The sequence below is a fragment of the Pseudomonas sp. LBUM1670 genome (assembly GCF_059695695.1).
The window spans coordinates 2,502,409-2,518,806 of record NZ_CP166783.1 but is presented as its reverse complement, the minus strand read 5'-3'; the positions used below and the strand labels follow the sequence as shown (position 1 = coordinate 2,518,806).

Sequence of the window (16,398 nt, the reverse complement as noted above, 5' to 3'; positions counted from 1 at the left end):
GGAGTTTCACTGATGTGCAGCGCCAGTCTGGTGCTCGCAGCGGAAGTGGCACCGAAGAATTTCGGCCTGGACGTGAAGATTACCGGTGAGTCACAGGACGACCGGGACCTGGGCACTGCGCCCGGTGGCACCCTCAACGATATAGGGATCGACTTGCGCCCCTGGGCATTTGGCCAATGGGGAAACTGGAGTGCCTATACGATGGCGCAGGCGGTCGCGGCGACCGATACCATCGACACTGATACGGTGAACAACGGCGCCGACGATAACAACACCCGTGAAGCGGATGACAGCTACCTGGCGCTTCGCGAGTTCTGGGTTGATTATTCGGGCATCACGGCCTATCCGGGGGAGCATCTGCGCTTGGGGCGCCAGCGTCTGCGTGAGGACAGTGGCGAGTGGATGGACACCAACATCGAAGCGCTCAACTGGACCTTCGAAACCACCCTGCTGCGCAGCCACCTCGGCGCCGCCCAACGCTTTTCCGACTATCGCACCGATTTCGACGACCTGGCGCCCGAAGATGAAGACCGTTCCCATGTCTTCGCCGACATTTCTACACAATGGACGCCCAATAATTGGGTAGGCCTGCGTGTCCATCACTCAGAGGACAGCGGCAGCCTGCCCGATCCCGGCGAGCAGGTCGATTCACTCGACAAGACCAACACCGGCAGCCTGACCTGGGTCGGTCTCGAAGCGAACGGTGACGGCTACAACTATCGCTCGACGATGCCAGTCAATTACTGGGTCAACGCAACCTGGCTGACCGGCGATCGCGACACCCTCACGACCGAGCTCGACCCTGCCGGCGATCGGGTCGCGACGGGCCACACCAGTGGCGACGTCAACGCCTGGGCCGCGGACCTGGGTTTGCGCTGGAACATTGATGAAAGCTGGCGCCTCGGTGCCGCCGCCGCCCGCGGCGACGGCGGCGGGGACGACGGGGAGAATCAGTTCCAGCAAACCGGCCTGCAAAGCAACCGCTCGAACTACACCGGCACGCGTTCGCGCGTACACCGCTTCGGCGAAGCCTTTCGCGGTGAACTGAGCAATCTGCAGTCGGCGACTTTGTTCGGCTCCTGGCAGATGCGCGAGGACTACGACGCCAGCCTCGTCTACCACCGTTTCTGGCGGGTAGACGACCAAACGGAAACCGGCGACGACGGGATCGTCAATGCGGCGCTGGTAGATGGTGAGAAGGACCTGGGCCAGGAAGTCGATCTGGTCATGACCAAGTACTTCAAACAAGGCCTGTTGCCCGCGAGCATGGTGGATTGGGTCGACGAACCTTCGGCGCTGGTCCGCTTGCGCCTCGGCGTGTTCTTCCCAGGTGACGCCTACGCCAACGACACCGACTCGAGCATGCACCGGGCGTTCATTGATTTCGTCTGGAAAATCTAGGCCAAGGGTGTTGCCCGCGATGATGCCATCGCGGGCAACGTCGCACTGATCACACCAGATTGCATTTTTTGATGAGTGAGACTTATGGACAGTGTCGTCAAGATAGGGCTGTTGCTCGCCGGACTGCTGTTGGTGCAGGCGGCAGGGGCCAGTGCGGCGAATGACATCCTGGCGCCGCGTTACACCATCACTGAGGCTCCAGGAAAGCCGTTGCTGATCAAGGAGCCGAAAATGCCCGACCTGTCGGGCTATACGGCCGAGGCAGTCGCAGCGAAGATTTCCTACAAACCCGCCGGCCGCGCCTTGATCCAGCCGATGCTCAAGGAAAACGCGCTCGACGAATTCATCGGCGGCGAGGATCGCCTCAAGGAATGGGTGGTGCGCCAGAAGCAAATGCCCGTGGCGATCTTCATCGACCGTGGCTACATGAGCCTGACGCAACTGGCGCGCAACCTGCCACCGACCGCCTTGCGCGAAACCGCGCCGGGGGTGTTTCTGGTGCGCCTGCCGATCGTCATACGTCCCGGCGCAACCCTGCATATCGACAAGTCTGTCAAGGAGCTGCGCTTGTCCCAGGAAGGCGGTTCATTCCTGGTCAATGACGGCAAGCTGTTTATTACCGATACCAAAGTCAGCGCCTGGAGCGAGAAGGACGACAGCCCGGCCTGGTACAAAAAGGAGGGCGAGTTCCGGCCCTTCCTGGTGTCTTGGGGCGGCACCCAGACCTACATCGTCAATAGCACCATCACCAGCTTCGGCTACACCGCGAGCAAGAGTTATGGGGTGAGTATTTCCCAGTACAGCCCGAGCATGGCGCCGAGGATGAAACGCAAGCGGCCGACTGGCTGGCTGCTCAATTCCGAGTTTGTCGACAACTGGTACGGCTTCTATTGCTATGAGGCCGACGACGTGGTGATCCTCGGCAATTCCTATCGCGACAACATCGTCTATGGTATCGACCCGCACGACCGTTCGCGCCGGCTCATCATTGCCCACAACGACGCCTTTGGTACCCGCAAGAAGCACGGCATTATCGTATCGCGCGAGGTCAATGACAGTTGGATCATCTACAACCGCGCCTACAACAACCACCTGTCGGGCATCGTCCTGGACCGTTCCAGCGTCAATAACCTTGTGGCCTACAACGAGACCTACAAGAACCTCTCCGACGGTGTAACCCTGTATGAGAGCGGCAATAACCTGCTCTGGCGCAACCGCGCGAGCGACAATGGCCGGCACGGTATCCGGATTCGTAACAGTACCGGCGTGCGGCTTTATGAAAACGAGCTGATGGCCAATGCCCTGACCGGCATCTATGGCCACATCAAGGATTTGCGCGGCACTGACCGCGATCTCAAGGAAGACCCCTACGAAGCCAGGCTGTCGCTCACCGTGGTTGGCGGCAAGCTGATCGGCAACGGCTCCAGCCCCATCACCGTGTTTTCACCCTCGCGCCTGGAACTTTACAACTTGACCTTTCTGGCGCCACAGAAACAGGACGGCCTTGCCTTCACCGGTTTGCTCGGGGAGGTTCAGGGCGACTTGATAGACATCCTCCTGCGCCGCCATGCCGCCGCGTTGATTCTGCCCGAGAAACTGTGAGGAGCCTGCCAATGAACACCCTTCATGGATTTGCCGCTCTATGCCTGCTGTCCGTTCCGACGTGGGGACAGGCGCAGCCGCAGTACACGGCCGAGGCCTGCTGTCAGCTGTGCCCGCAAGCAGCGCAGGCGACCTATTACGAGCAGCCGGAGCTGAAAAACTACGCGACCCTGATGGAGGCCAAGGACCAGTGGCTGTTTCGCACCCGTAGCGATTTTCGCACTGACTTCGGCCTGGATGAGAGCGGTTATAAAGCACTCAAGCGCCTGCGCGACGGGCTGGCTCAACGCGGGGTCGAACTGGTGCTGGTGATGCCACCCAGCCGCGGCTTGCTGCACGCCGACCGCTTGACACCGCTGGCACTGGCCAGCTTCGATCAGGCCAGGGCTCGGCAGAACTATCTGCAAGCGCTGGACCGGGTGCGCGACTTGGGCATTCAGGTCGCCGACTTTACCAACCTGTTGAGTGCACCCCCGCCCGCCGGGCAGCCCTTCTACTTCAAGGGCGACCACAACTGGACGCCCTATGGTGCCGAACGCAGTGCCCAGTTGGTGGCCCAGACGCTCAAGGGCAACGATGTGCTCAAGGCATTGCCGCATCAGGTCTTCGCCAGCCAGCCCGCCGGTCTGCTGGGACGCTCTGGCACGCTGCAAAAAGCCGCCGCAAAGATCTGCGGCAATGGCTATGCGGCGCAGTATGTCACCCGTTATCAAACCCGGGCCGAGGGCACCGCCAAAGGCCCCGCCAAGGTCGCATTGATCGGCACCAGCGCCAGCGGTGACGCGTTCAACTTTGCCGGCTTCCTCCAACAGTACCTGGAGACACCGGTCAGCAACTTCAGTGTACCGGGCGGTGGCTACGATGATTCGTTGATCGCCTACCTGCTCGGCGACGACTTCCAGAAAGCCCCGCCGGCGGTGCTGGTATGGGAAACCGACAATCTCGACAGCCTCGGCAAATCCAGCTTCTACCGGCAGGCGATGGCGGCGCTGGGCGATGGCTGCGACAACCAGGCACCGCTGCTCAAAAGCAATTCGACCCTGCACAGCGGGCGCAATCAGGTGCTGTTCAACGGCGGTGGCGGCAATGTGTATCCGATCAAGGGCAATCGCTATCAGGTCGACCTCAAGTTCGCTGATCCCGGCGTGCACCTGTTGAACGCGACCATGACCTACATGAACGGTCGCCAGGAAAACATCAGCTTGAGCCGTTCGCCCACGGTCAATACCCAGGGCCGCTTCGCCTTCGAGCTGCGCGCCGACGGGGACTGGGACGAACAGACTTTCCTTTCCATGGACGTGCAGCCACCGCCTGGAATGACCTCCGGGGAGCTCTCGACCCGCTTGTGTGTCAAGCCAGTCATCACTGCGGCACCTACCCTGCGCACCGCGCAATCGGAGGGGCAATGATCCGTCAGACGCACTGGGCCGCCGTTGGCGTGGCCTTCATTTTGATGGCGCCCACCGTGCAGGCGGCGGCCGCTCAACTTCGCCCGCCGCAGGGCTATTACGCACCGGCCGTGGACAAGAAAGGCGACGCACCGAGCTGTCCGGCGGCGCCCAAACCCTATACCGGTGACCTGTTGATCCCCAGCAAGTACGAGGGCTCGGGCAAGGCGCGTGATCAGCTCAACGTGGAATCCAACAAACGCTACAAGCAAATGTCAGGCGATATCAACGAACTGGAAAAAGGCGTCAACAAAGAAGTCGCCGCCTATTTACGGCTCGGCCGCACAGGTCACGTGGAATGCACTTTGAGTTGGCTCGGCGATTGGGCCAAGGCGCAGGCGCTGCTGAGTACCACCTACACCCACACCGGCAAGTCGATGCGCAAATGGGCGCTGGGCAGTATTTCTTCGGCCTATCTGCGGCTCAAGTTTTCGCGTTCGCAGCCATTGAGGGGCCGCGAGGCGCAGACCCGGCCGATCGAGGCCTGGATCGGCCAGGTCGCTGATCAGGTGGTGCGGGACTGGCGCGACCAGCCGCTGGACCGCCTGAACAATCACCAGTATTGGGCGGCATGGTCGGTCATGGCGGCCTCGGTGGTAGTCGATCGGCGCGACCTGTTTGACTGGTCAGTTGCGCAGTTTCGCATCGGCGCTTCCCAGGTCAATGCAGACGGCTATCTGCCCAACGAACTGGGCCGTGACACCCGCGCACTCGCTTACCACAACTACGCGATGGGACCGCTGATGATGATCGCGTCCTTTGCCAAAGCCAATGACATCGACCTGCGCGAAGAAAACCACGGTGCCATGCGGCGTCTGGCGGCGCGGGTGGAAGAAGGCATCAAGGATCCCCGCTCGTTTGAACGCAAGACCGGTTACAAGCAAGAACTCGAGGACCTCAACGAGGATGGCAAGTTTGCCTGGCTGGAACCTTACTGCGCGCTGTACGACTGCTCGGCGGAAACCAACCGCTGGCGCCAATCGGTCGAACCGATGAAAAACTACCGCCTGGGCGGCGACATAACCCAACTATTTGCTGAACAGAAAGAATAGGTGCAACAGCCAATACGCCCTGATTGCGACCGCTCTGAATTGAGCTTTTGTTTCAAATAATGGAAGGCAGTCCTTCGCTGGTCGAAGCGCCTTCATGTCGAGTGATGAAGGTGCGGGAGGAAAGTGAAATGATTCCAGTGATTCTGTCTGGCGGCAGTGGTTCGCGGTTGTGGCCATTGTCGCGCAAGTTGTATCCCAAACAGTTCCTGAGTCTGGCGGGTGAAGGGTCGCTGTTTCAGCAGACCCTGCAGCGCCTGGCATTCGACGGCATCGGCAAGCCCATCGTGGTTTGCAATCAAGAGCACCGCTTCATCGTCACTGAACAACTCGCCGCCGTTGGCTGTACGCCGCAGGCGATATTGCTCGAACCCTTCGGCCGCAATACCGCCCCGGCAGTGGCACTGGCGGCCCTCAAGCTGATCGCCGAAGGCCGCGATGAACTCATGCTGGTACTTCCGGCCGACCATGTGATCAGCGACGTCCCCGCCTTGCGCGCCACACTGGCAAACGCGCAGGACGAAGCGCTCAAAGGCAACCTCGTGCTGTTCGGCATTCCGGCGACGCGCCCGGAAACCGGCTTCGGCTACATTAAGGCCGACTGCTGCGATGCGGGTGCCAGCGCCTTCAAGGTCGAGAAATTTATCGAGAAACCCGACTCGCAAACCGCCGCCGAATTTGTCCGCTCCGGCGAGTACTTCTGGAACAGCGGCATGTTCCTGTTCCGTGCGAGCCGCTTCCTCGAAGAGCTGCGCACTCACGAACCGGACATGTACGACACCTGCGTGATGGCCCTGGAGCGCAGCCCCAGCAGCGAAGGCGTGACCAGCATCGATCGCGTCACCTTCGAATGCTGCCCGGACAACTCCATCGACTACGCGGTGATGGAGCGCACCCACCGCGCCTGGGTCGTCCCGCTCAGCGCCGGCTGGAATGATGTCGGTTGCTGGTCTTCGCTGTGGGATGTGCATGACAAGGACGCCGATGGCAACGTGCTCAAAGGCGATGTCGTCAGCTACGACAGCCGCAGTTGCTTCGTCCATGGCAGTAGCAAGCTGGTGACCCTGCTCGGGGTGGAAAACCTGGTCGTGATAGAAACCGAGGACGCACTGATGGTCGCGCACCGCGACAACGTGCAAGACGTGAAAAAACTGGTGAATGCGCTCGATGCAAAAGGCCGCTCGGAAACCCAGAACAACTGCGCGGTGTATCGTCCCTGGGGGAGTTACCACTCGGTGGACAACGGCATCCGCCACCAGGTCAAACACATCACCGTCAAACCTGGCGCACAACTGTCTCTGCAAATGCATCACCACCGCGCCGAACACTGGATCGTCGTCTCCGGCACCGCCCAGGTGACGTGTAACGACAAGGTCTTCCTGCTCACTGAAAACCAGTCCACCTACCTCCCGATCGCATCGGTACATCGCCTGGCCAACCCCGGAAAAATCCCGTTGGAAGTTATCGAAGTGCAGACCGGCAGCTACCTGGGCGAGGACGATATCAAGCGTCTGGAAGATGTCTACGGCAGGAATCAAGAGGTGAAGAGTTGAGCCCATTTACCGCAAGCGTTGGCGTGTTTAGGACACAGAGCACTTCGCCCTGGAGACACACGTGGACTACATTGCGCAGCGGATCAACGAGGTGATTGGTCACGCGGTATAAAGGGATCACAGGCGGACGCAATAGAGTGTCCGCCTGCACTCCCCCCTGTGGGAGCGGGCTTGCTCGCGAAGAGGCCCGGACATTCAACATCAACCTCGACTGTCTCACCTTGCGCGAGCAAACCACCAGCGCCTCGCCCCCCAAACACCCACAACCTCAAAATTTAATGAACCCCACCGCCCCCTGCCCACCTAACTAACAGACCATCAGGAGGGCAACCCATGCAAACCGAAACCATCTGGATCGTACTCGCCGCAGTTCTTGTGCTGGTCGAGCTATGGGCAATCAACAAAGTGCGCAAAGCCGAAGGCAAATCCAGCAACAAACTCGTATGGATGGTGGTGATCGTGTTTGTACCGCTGTTCGGATTGATCGCGTGGGCAATGGCAGGGCCGAAACACACCGATCCCAATCCGCATTCGCCGCAGGCTAGACAATGACCCCGGAAAATCCACGCTAAGGATTTAGAAACTGCACAATTTGAGACGACAAAGCCCCGATGATTCGGGGCTTTGTCGTTTCTGGTCACTCGACTTTCAAACCTGACGTCCGAAAATCTCGTAGGAATTCACCCTTTGTGGTGAGGGGATTCATCCCCGTTGGGCCGCGAAGCAGCCCCAAAACCTGCACCCCATTTCCCAAGGCACTCCACACAGCCCGAATCACCGCGACAAGCCCGAAAATAGTGGCGTTCAGCCTTGTCACAACAAACGCGAAAACGTCCTACAGCCCGGTTGTGAGCACCAAAATCGCAGCTTATAGTTTCCCCCGTCGCTGCCATTGTCGGTGACCGGGATTCGCAGCCCAAAAGAGAAGACACCGAAGACCGCCAGACCCGCGTAGCCGACCTCCGTCGGTAAACGAGTAATGGCGATTGTGATTCATCTTTTTAGGACTACATCCATGACGACCCAATATCCGCCGCGCCGCTTCACCCCCATGTCCCAATTCGCCACGGACTACCCCGTCCTCCTCATCGACAGCGACGCCCCAATCCGCGAACTCCACAACTGCGTCAGCGAACGCCTCAACGCCGTCCTCAAATACCTGAACCTCATGGCCTGTACCAGCCTCCCCGACTACGCCGAAAACGACATCAACACCGTCACCAACATCGCCCGGATTCTGGTCCAGGATGTAAGCGATGTGTTTCGGGTGCTTGAGCAGCGGGGGTTTGAGGCACCCAAGGGATACTGAACAGCTTTTGAACCGCAGCAACCCTCGTTGTTGCGGTTTTTTTGTCGCTTGAACACACGGTAATGGTCGTTTTCTTTTCAGTGAGCAGGTTTCAGTGGATCGTTACAGCGCGCTATCGGGCAAAAGCCCCCGCATTTTATGTTGGAAAATCTGTCCCTTCACACAGTGATCAAGGCTTACACTACCGAGGAAGTTGATATGGACCTGATGACGTTCGAAAGCCCGGTTAATGCGGTACTATCCGGGCAAGAAGCACCAGAGCACTCGCTCAGGCGGAGAATCCCGATGACTGCAAAAACCAAAAAACTTTCGGATAAGGAGATGGATGCTCTGGAGCGCCAGATACCTGATCTCGCTCAAATAGCCACCAAGACTGCTTATGCTCGGGCACTGTTGGTGAGCGATAGCGTGCTTCGCGTCGATTCCGGAGATTTGGTATGGATCTCACTTGATGGCAGCAAGACGGTTGTAGCCAAAGCCAAGCCGCGCCGCAAAGTCAAGGTAGGTGCGGTGATCACCGTGCGCCGTATCGAAGATCAAACGGCTGGTGGTCGTGCCTAGGTTTCGAGTATTTGCGGGACCGAACGGGTCAGGCAAAAGCACCATCAAGGGAGAAATTGATCCCGCCCTTATCAAGATGTACGTGAATGCCGATGATCTCGAGAAGCAGGCAAAAGCTACCGGGTTCATCGACTTGGCTACCTTTGAAGTCGCCACTACATTGCCTGAGTTACTCACGTTCCATGCCGATCACTATCTGATAAGAAACAAAGAACTCAGCGATCAAGCCAAACAAATTGGTTTGCTGGGCACCAAAGTTGACTACCGAAACGTCCACGTCAATTCCTATCTGGCGTCCGTGATATCGGACTTCATTCGCCAGCGCCTGCTGGAAAAAGGTGTGAGTTTTACCTTCGAAACGGTGATGTCACATCGCAGCAAGGTCGACTTCATGAAAGAAGCCCAAGCTCACGGTTATCGGACATATCTTTACTTCGTTTCGACTGAAAACCCGGCAATCAACATAGACCGCGTACAAATCAGAGTCCGCGAAGGTGGCCATCCAGTGGCATCTGACAAGGTGCGCGAACGGTACTACAAATCGTTGGGTCTACTGCCGGAAGCCATTGCAGTTTGCAATCGGGCTTACATCTTCGATAACTCCGGTGACAGTGCAGTTCTTCTTGCGGAGATTACTGATGGGCACAGCCTTGAATACCGTACTGAAGATATCCCTGACTGGTTCTTCGAGTCTTATGTCGATAAAGTAGAAAATATTTAAGCCCATGAATCATTAAATCGGCGAACGCAGCCTTCGGCATCTGCTACAGGCTGGCGTCCGTTTTTTTGATCAAAAGTTGGCCGGAGTGTTCGCGCTGATGATTTCCGCTTCATCCTGGCCAATATTGCGAAACTTGTGCGGCAACGTCGTCGGAAAGTAATACCCGTCTCCGGCATTCAACACACTAATCTGCCCATCAACAGTCAACTCAACCGTCCCCCGCGTAACCAACCCACACTCCTCCCCTTCCGAATGCACAATCGGCTCTTCCCCCGAACTCGCCCCAGGTGCGTACTGCTCACGCAACAACCGCATCTGCCGACTCGGCACCGAAGCGCCAATCAGCAACAACCGCAGGCCATGACGCCCAAGATCCGGCTGTTCATTGGCGCGGAACACGTATTGATGCTCGCGCGGCGGCTGATCAAAGGTGAAGAAGTCCGCCAAGGACATCGGAATGCCTTCGAGCAATTTTTTCAGGGAGCTGACGGAGGGACTGACGCGATTTTGTTCGATCAGGGAGATGGTGGCATTGGTGACGCCGCTACGCCGGGCCAGCTCGCGCTGGGAGAGTTTGTAGCTTTCGCGTACTAGTTTGAGTCGTGAGCCCGTGTCCATGACAGCCTTATGCGAGGAAAACTTAAGGGTTATGGGGGTGGATGGCGGGCGACTTTTGGCCGCGAAAGTACCGCTTCCCTGTCCCGGAATTGTGAAAGGCGGGTATTAAATCACGTTTGTTGGTGTTGCTCAGCAGGTTCGATGAATGGGTGGGTGAAAAGGTTGTTCGGACCTGAAGCCAGGCGGTTCAGCCGTGAAAACTGTAAGTACGATTAGTGTGTGTCAGCCGGTATTGATAGCGACTGGGATGGCGTCATCGCGAGCAAGCTCGGCTCCTACAGGGGTTGCGGTGTGTCAGGTGAGGTTGTTGGTGACTGATATGGTCTCTTCGCGAGCAAGCCCGCTCCCACAGTTTGGTCCCGGTGGTGCACAGATTCTGTGTACACCAAAGATCTACTGTGGGAGCGGGCTTGCTCGCGAAGGCGGTGTGTCAGGCGACATCAATGTTGACTGTGCCGCCGTCTTCGCGAGCAAGCTCTGCTCCTACAGGGGTTGCGCTGGGGTTAGATGCCGAAGCGGTCACGCAGCGCGTAATACGCGGCGCCCATGGCGGTGAGTGGGGCCTGGAAGGTGCGGCCGCCGATCATGGGCATGTGCGGTAAGGATGCGAAAGCATCGAAACGTTCGGCGTCGCCGCGGATCATTTCCGAGATCAGTTTGCCGGCCAGGTGCGAGCAGGTGACGCCGTGACCGCTGTAGCCTTGCATGTAGTAGGCGTTTTTCTCGATGCGGCCGAATTGCGGCATGCGGGACATGGTCAGCAGGAAGTTGCCGGTCCAGCGGTAGTCGATCTTCACGTCCTTCAGTTGCGGGAAGGTCTTGAGGATTTTTGGTTTGATCAACTGCTCGATGTCGTCCGGTTCGCGCGCACCGTAGACCACGCCGCCGCCGTACAGCAGACGGTTGTCGGCGGTTAGGCGGTAGTAGTCGAGCAGGTAGTTGCAGTCTTCGACGCAGTAGTTGTTTTTGATCAGGCTGCGCGCGACTTTCTCGGACAACGGTTCGGTGACGACGATTTGCGAGCCGCACGGCATGCTTTTACGCGTGACGCGATTGTCGAGGTCTTGCGGCAGGTAGGCGTTGCCGGCGATCAGCAGGTACTTGGCGCGGACCAGGCCTTTGGCGGTGCGCACGGTGATCGGTTCGCCGTAGGTGATTTCCACGGCGGCCGATTGCTCGTAGATTTTGCCGCCCAGACCGATGATGGCCGAGGCTTCGCCCAGGGCCAGGTTCAGCGGGTGGATGTGGCCGCCCTGCAGGTCGAGCAGGCCGCCGACGTAGTTGTCGCAACCGACTTCGCGCTTGATGTCGGCCGCGTCGAGCATTTTCAGGTTTTTGTTGCCGTAGCGTTCCCAGCTGTTTTTCTGCTCGGCCAGGCCTTTGAGTTGCTTTTTGTTCAGCGCGGCGAAGATGCCGCCCGGGCGGTAGTCGCACTGGATGTCGTAGTGTTGTATGCGCTGACGGATGATGTCGGCGCCTTCGAAGATCATGCTGCCGAGGACTTCGGCGGTCTTGTCGCCGTAGCGTTCTTGGATCACATCGACGTCGCGGCTGTAGGAGTTGACCAGTTGGCCGCCGTTGCGACCACTGGCGCCGAAACCGACTTTGGCGGCTTCAAGTACGGTCACGCTATAGCCAGCTTCGGCGAGGAACAGGGCCGAGGACAAACCGGTGTAGCCGGCGCCGATGATGCAGACGTCGCAGTCCACCGCTTGTTCCAGCACCGGGAAGTCGCCGGTGAAGTTGCGGGTGGCGGCGTAGTAGCTGTTTACATGCTTTTGTTTAACAGAGTCTTGTTTCATAGGTTTCTCCGATGGCCGCCGACACTCGCCGGCGACCGCCGTTGTAGAAGTGTTAGAGCTTGATCCAGGTCGCTTTGAGTTCGGTGTATTTGTCGAACGCGTGCAGCGATTTGTCCCGACCGTTACCCGACTGCTTGTACCCGCCGAACGGCGCGGTCATGTCGCCGCCGTCGTATTGGTTGACCCAGACACTGCCCGCGCGCAGGCCGCGAGCGAAGGTGTGCGCCTTGCTCAGGTTGCTGGTCCAGACGCCTGCGGCCAGGCCGAAGATGCTGTCGTTGGCGATGGCCAGGGCTTCTTTGGCGGTGTCGAAGGTGATCAGCGACAGCACCGGACCGAAGATTTCTTCACGGGCGATGGTCATGGCGTTGGTCACGCCGTCGAAGATTGCCGGTTCCACGTACAGGCCACCGGTGGCTTCGAGGGTGCGGCTGCCGCCCGCGATCAGTTGCGCACCCTGGTCTTTGCCGACCTGGATGTAGCGCAACACGTTGTCCAGTTGACGCTGATCGACGACCGCGCCGACCGTGGTTTGCGGATCGAGGGCGTGCCCCGGTTTCCAGGCTTGCAACGCTTCCACCAGCAGCGGAATGAACTGCTCGCGAATCGAACGCTCGACCAGCAAGCGCGAACCGGCGGTGCAGACTTCGCCCTGGTTGAAGGCGATCCCGCTGGCCGCTGCTTGTGCTGCCGCGCGCAGATCCGGCGCATCGGCGAACACCACGTTCGGACTCTTCCCCCCTGCTTCGAGCCAGACGCGTTTCATGTTGCTTTGGCCGGCGTAGATCAGCAGTTGCTTGGCAATCGCGGTCGAGCCGGTGAAGGCCAGCACATCGACGTCCATGTGCAACGCCAACGCCTTGCCGACGGTGTGACCGTAGCCCGGCAGGACGTTGAACACGCCTTTCGGGATGCCGGCGTCCAGTGCCAACTGCGCGATGCGGATCGCGGTCAGTGGCGATTTTTCCGAAGGTTTGAGGATGAACGAGTTGCCCGCCGCGAGCGCCGGGGCGAACTTCCAGCTGGCCATGATCAACGGGAAGTTCCACGGCACGATGGCGGCGACCACGCCGGCAGGTTCGCGGGTGATGAGACCGAGTTGGTCGTGCGGCGTGGCGGCGACTTCGTCGTAGATCTTGTCGATCGCTTCGGCGGTCCAGCGGATCGCGTTGGCGGTCGCCGGGATGTCGATGTTCATCGAGTCGTTGATCGGCTTGCCCATGTCGAGGGTTTCGAGCAGGGCGAGTTCTTCCTGATTGGCCAGGATCAGGTCCGCGAAGCGAATCAAAATGCGCTTGCGTTCTGCGGGCGCCAAACGCGCCCAGATGCCGGAATCGAAGGTGCGGCGCGCGACGGCGACGGCTTCGTTGGCGTCGGCTTCGTCAGTGCTGGCGACGTTGGCCAGAAAGCGGCCGTCGACCGGGCTGATGCATTCGAAGGTGTCACCGCTGAGGGCGGCGCGGTATTGGCCATCGATGAAGGCGCGGCTTTCGATGGTTAGGGACTGGAAGCGTTGTTCCCAGTCGCTGCGAGTGTTTGTCATTGTTGTGACTCGACGCAGAGGAATTGGTAGTGGAACTGAGTACTGCTCAATCAATGATTTGAAACGCGGTCCCCCTGTGGGAGCGGGCTTGCTCGCGAAAGCGGTGTGTCAGGCGACATCAGTGCTGACTGATCCACCGCTTTCGCGAGCAAGTCGAATCGTCGCACCGCCGCTCCCACATTTGATTGGTGGTGCAGGCAGGGAATGCGTACACCACTTGGCCCATCAAACCGTGTGCAAATACCAGTTGTACTCAAGGTCCGAGATGGAGTTTTCGAACTCGGCCAGCTCGCTTTCCTTGCACGCCACAAACACGTCGATGTACAGCGGGTCGATGTATTTGGCCATGACTTCGCTGTCGTCCAGCTCGCGCAGCGCATCGCGCAGGTTGTTCGGCAGGCTCTGCTCGTTTTGCTCGTAGCTATTGCCTTCCACCGGGGCGCCCGGCTCGATCTGGTTGGTCAGGCCGTGGTGAATACCGGCCAGCACCGACGCCATCAGCAAATACGGGTTGGCATCGGCACCGGCGACGCGGTGTTCGATGCGCACAGCGTCCGCCGAACCGGTCGGCACTCGTACTGCAACAGTACGGTTATCAATGCCCCAGCTCGGCGAGTTCGGCACGTAGAACTGCGCACCGAAACGACGGTACGAGTTGACGTTCGGGCAGAGGAACGCCATCTGCGCCGGCAGGGTCTCGAGCACACCGCCGATCGCGTGTCGCAGCGCGGCGTTCTGCTCGGGATCCTCGCTGGCAAAGATGTTGTTGCCTTCTTTGTCGAGAATCGAAATGTGTACGTGCAAACCGTTGCCCGCCTGACCCGGATACGGCTTGGCCATAAACGTGGTGTCCATCTCGTGGTCGTAGGCGATGTTCTTCACCAGACGCTTGAGCAACACCGCGTAGTCGCAGGCCTTGATCGGGTCGTTGACGTGATGCAGGTTCACTTCGAATTGCGCCGGGGCGCTTTCCTTGACGATGGCGTCGGCCGGAATGCCCTGCTCTTTCGCGCCTTCGAGGATGTCTTGCAGGCAATCGACGTATTCGTCGAGGTCGTCAATCAGGTAGACCTGGGTCGACACCGGACGCTTGCCCGATACCGGCGAACGCGGCGACTGCGGACGACCGTTCACGTTGTCCTGGTCGATCAGATAGAACTCCAGTTCGAACGCGGCGCAGATGGTCAGGCCAAGTTCGTCAAATTTGCGCACCACGTTGGCCAGCACTTCACGCGGGTCAGCGAAGAACGCCTGGCCTTCCAGTTCGTGCATGGTCATCAGCAATTGTGCGGTGGGGCGCTTCTGCCACGGCTCGATGCTCAGGGTGCCAGGGATGGGGAAGCAGATCCGGTCAGAGTCGCCGATGTCCAGACCCAGGCCGGTGCTTTCCACCGTGGAGCCGTTAATGTCCAGGGCAAACAGAGACGCCGGGAGGTTGATGCCTTTTTCGTAAACCTTATGAAGACTGGTGCGCTCGATGCGCTTGCCGCGCACCACACCGTTCATATCCGCAATCAGAAGGTCGACGTACAAAACCTCAGGATATTTCTTAAGGAATGCGTTTGCTTCGTTGAGTTGAACGGCACGCAGAGGGACCGACATGATGCACCTATTAGCTGTTAATTATTATGTTCACTGCTGTTTCGCAGAGCCAGTCAACCCGAACGGCAAAGTGAAGTCAATAGCGAACACCTGGCTCTCATCCTTTATTTTCTTGCCTTTTTTGGGCACGAGAGTGCCAGATCAGTCGTGATCACCGCGTAAATCCTGGCGATCGGACGTGCGGCGTTTAGAATTTTTTACATGAGAGTTGTTAATTAAAATCAACAAGGCTAAGCTCCGGAAAAGCTCGTTCAAGTGTGAAACTTCGAGGTGATAAAAATGGCATTCAAGCCATTGATCGGTGTTACAGCGTGCGTCAAACAGATTGGCCTGCACCCCTACCACATCAGCGGCGACAAGTACTTGCGTGCTGTCAGCGTCGCGGCTCTGGGGCTGCCTGTGGTCATTCCTTCCCTAGGCGAACTGAACGAAATCGAGGATGTGCTCGCGCACCTTGACGGTCTGTTGCTGACCGGTTCGCCGTCGAATGTGGAACCTTTCCACTATAAAGGCCCGGCCAGCGCCCCAGGCACGGATCACGATCCGGCGCGGGACGCCACTACCCTTCCTTTATTGCGTGCAGCCATTGCGGCGGGCGTTCCGGTGCTCGGCATCTGCCGTGGCTTTCAGGAAATGAACGTGGCCTTCGGCGGCAGCCTGCACCAGAAGGTGCATGAACTGCCGGGCATGCTCGATCACCGCGAAGCGGACAGCCCCGAGCTGGCGGTGCAATACGCCCCGGTGCATGCAGTGACGGTGCAACCGGGTGGCGTGTTCGAAGCGCTGGAGTTGCCGGCCGAGTTCATGGTCAATTCGATTCACAGCCAGGGCATCGACCGCCTCGCTCCCGGCCTGCGCGCCGAGGCGATTGCGCCGGACGGTTTGATCGAAGCGATTTCGGTGGACCACAGCCCGACCTTTGCCGTCGGCGTGCAATGGCACCCGGAATGGCAGGTGCTTTCGAATCCGCCCTATTTGAGTATTTTCCAGGCGTTCGGCGATGCATGCCGGCGACGGGCTGCGCTGCGTAAAACCCGCTGACCTAAAACACTGAATGACTGCCCCCGCGAGTCAGGCGGGCGTGCCTTTGCGCGTCCGTGACTCGCGAAATAACACTCTGCAATAACAACAAGTACGACCCAGGCAGCCAGGACGGCGGCGCCGAATAAGCCCGAGCGGTATGGATGAA

At 59.0% G+C, this 16,398-nt stretch carries 14 protein-coding genes; 10 read left to right on the top strand and 4 right to left on the bottom strand.

Annotated elements, in window-relative coordinates; genetic code table 11:
- Nucleotides 1–12 precede the first annotated feature (12 nt).
- The 9 genes from ACA073_RS11460 to ACA073_RS11420 all read left to right on the top strand — a co-directional run bounded on the left by ACA073_RS11460 (nucleotide 13) and on the right by ACA073_RS11420 (nucleotide 9,644).
- Nucleotides 13–1,401: an alginate export family protein gene (locus ACA073_RS11460; protein ID WP_497404060.1), complete on the top strand. Its 1,389-nt coding sequence runs from the start codon at nucleotides 13–15 to the stop codon at nucleotides 1,399–1,401.
- A gap of 84 nt (nucleotides 1,402–1,485) precedes the next feature.
- Nucleotides 1,486–3,003, top strand: a complete 1,518-nt coding sequence (algG, locus tag ACA073_RS11455; protein WP_497403502.1) for a mannuronan 5-epimerase AlgG — start codon at nucleotides 1,486–1,488, stop codon at nucleotides 3,001–3,003.
- Between the two features lie 11 nt (nucleotides 3,004–3,014).
- Nucleotides 3,015–4,412: an alginate O-acetyltransferase AlgX-related protein gene (locus ACA073_RS11450; RefSeq protein ID WP_497403501.1), complete on the top strand. Its 1,398-nt coding sequence runs from the start codon at nucleotides 3,015–3,017 to the stop codon at nucleotides 4,410–4,412.
- Nucleotides 4,412–5,503, top strand: coding sequence for a mannuronate-specific alginate lyase (locus tag ACA073_RS11445; protein WP_497404059.1), 1,092 nt, complete (start codon nucleotides 4,412–4,414; stop codon nucleotides 5,501–5,503). The genes ACA073_RS11450 and ACA073_RS11445 overlap by 1 nt, the downstream gene beginning before the upstream one ends.
- A gap of 128 nt (nucleotides 5,504–5,631) precedes the next feature.
- Nucleotides 5,632–7,053 carry a mannose-1-phosphate guanylyltransferase/mannose-6-phosphate isomerase gene (locus ACA073_RS11440; protein WP_497403499.1) on the top strand — a complete coding sequence of 474 codons (1,422 nt, stop codon included), beginning with the start codon at nucleotides 5,632–5,634 and terminating at the stop codon, nucleotides 7,051–7,053.
- 333 nt (nucleotides 7,054–7,386) lie between these two features.
- Nucleotides 7,387–7,605 carry a PLD nuclease N-terminal domain-containing protein gene (locus tag ACA073_RS11435; protein ID WP_497403497.1) on the top strand — a complete coding sequence of 73 codons (219 nt, stop codon included), beginning with the start codon at nucleotides 7,387–7,389 and terminating at the stop codon, nucleotides 7,603–7,605.
- A gap of 463 nt (nucleotides 7,606–8,068) precedes the next feature.
- A complete protein-coding gene (locus ACA073_RS11430; protein WP_497403495.1) occupies nucleotides 8,069–8,362 on the top strand; it encodes a fructose-bisphosphate aldolase in 294 nt (97 codons plus the stop codon).
- 198 nt (nucleotides 8,363–8,560) lie between these two features.
- Entirely contained in the window at nucleotides 8,561–8,923 is a 363-nt protein-coding gene (locus ACA073_RS11425) for a hypothetical protein (RefSeq protein WP_497403493.1), read from the top strand.
- Nucleotides 8,910–9,644 (top strand): ATPase, encoded by a 735-nt coding sequence (locus ACA073_RS11420; RefSeq protein WP_497403492.1) that lies wholly within the window; start codon nucleotides 8,910–8,912, stop codon nucleotides 9,642–9,644. The genes ACA073_RS11425 and ACA073_RS11420 overlap by 14 nt, the downstream gene beginning before the upstream one ends.
- Nucleotides 9,645–9,713: 69 nt before the next feature.
- On the opposite strand, the gene ACA073_RS11415 is transcribed toward ACA073_RS11420, so the two are convergent.
- The 4 genes from ACA073_RS11415 to ACA073_RS11400 all read right to left on the bottom strand — a co-directional run bounded on the left by ACA073_RS11415 (nucleotide 9,714) and on the right by ACA073_RS11400 (nucleotide 15,209).
- On the bottom strand, nucleotides 9,714–10,262 hold the full coding sequence (locus ACA073_RS11415) for a cupin domain-containing protein (protein WP_007946335.1): 549 nt from the start codon (nucleotides 10,260–10,262) through the stop codon (nucleotides 9,714–9,716).
- 503 nt (nucleotides 10,263–10,765) lie between these two features.
- Entirely contained in the window at nucleotides 10,766–12,064 is a 1,299-nt protein-coding gene (locus tag ACA073_RS11410; protein ID WP_497403490.1) for an NAD(P)/FAD-dependent oxidoreductase, read from the bottom strand.
- A 52-nt stretch (nucleotides 12,065–12,116) separates the two neighbouring features.
- Nucleotides 12,117–13,607, bottom strand: coding sequence for an aldehyde dehydrogenase (locus ACA073_RS11405; RefSeq protein ID WP_497403488.1), 1,491 nt, complete (start codon nucleotides 13,605–13,607; stop codon nucleotides 12,117–12,119).
- A gap of 225 nt (nucleotides 13,608–13,832) precedes the next feature.
- Nucleotides 13,833–15,209 (bottom strand): glutamine synthetase family protein, encoded by a 1,377-nt coding sequence (locus tag ACA073_RS11400; protein ID WP_497403486.1) that lies wholly within the window; start codon nucleotides 15,207–15,209, stop codon nucleotides 13,833–13,835.
- Nucleotides 15,210–15,488: 279 nt separating this feature from the next.
- Here ACA073_RS11400 and ACA073_RS11395 point away from each other — a divergent pair, with 279 nt between their 5' ends.
- Entirely contained in the window at nucleotides 15,489–16,250 is a 762-nt protein-coding gene (locus ACA073_RS11395) for a gamma-glutamyl-gamma-aminobutyrate hydrolase family protein (RefSeq protein ID WP_497403485.1), read from the top strand.
- The last annotated feature ends 148 nt before the right edge of the window (nucleotides 16,251–16,398 follow it).